The sequence below is a fragment of the Thermodesulfatator autotrophicus genome (assembly GCF_001642325.1).
Classification (GTDB): domain Bacteria; phylum Desulfobacterota; class Thermodesulfobacteria; order Thermodesulfobacteriales; family Thermodesulfatatoraceae; genus Thermodesulfatator; species Thermodesulfatator autotrophicus.
Genome location: NZ_LSFI01000098.1, coordinates 1 through 343, shown reverse-complemented (window position 1 = coordinate 343; position 343 = coordinate 1). Strand labels below are relative to the sequence as shown.

At 34.4% G+C, this 343-nt stretch carries 1 pseudogene; it reads right to left on the bottom strand.

Annotated elements, in window-relative coordinates:
* Positions 1-343, bottom strand: a pseudogene (locus TH606_RS11790) (hypothetical protein); the annotation flags it as partial.

The window sequence follows — 343 nt, the reverse complement described above, 5'->3', positions numbered from 1 at the left end:
TACCAATCATGCGGTATTGACGCAAAAAAACTTCTAAATACATCTACTAACTTTTCTATATCACCGCTTATTAAAATTCTGTAAGTATTTATCAGGTGTTTGTCTTTACGTGATATTGACCCCAAAAGCTTAGTTAAAATTCGTTTGTGTAGAGAACTTTTTACCTCTAAATTGGGATAGCTCAAATGATATACCCTTGTCCCTCCTATTTCTTCCAGATGTTTTATGGTCAGATATCCTGTCTGAAAAAGCAGGGTTTCAAGCTCTATTTCATCAATATCAAAGCTATTAAGAAGCTCTTCTCCTGCTTCCAGATCTTCAAGGGAAGGAAGATAAAAATTCT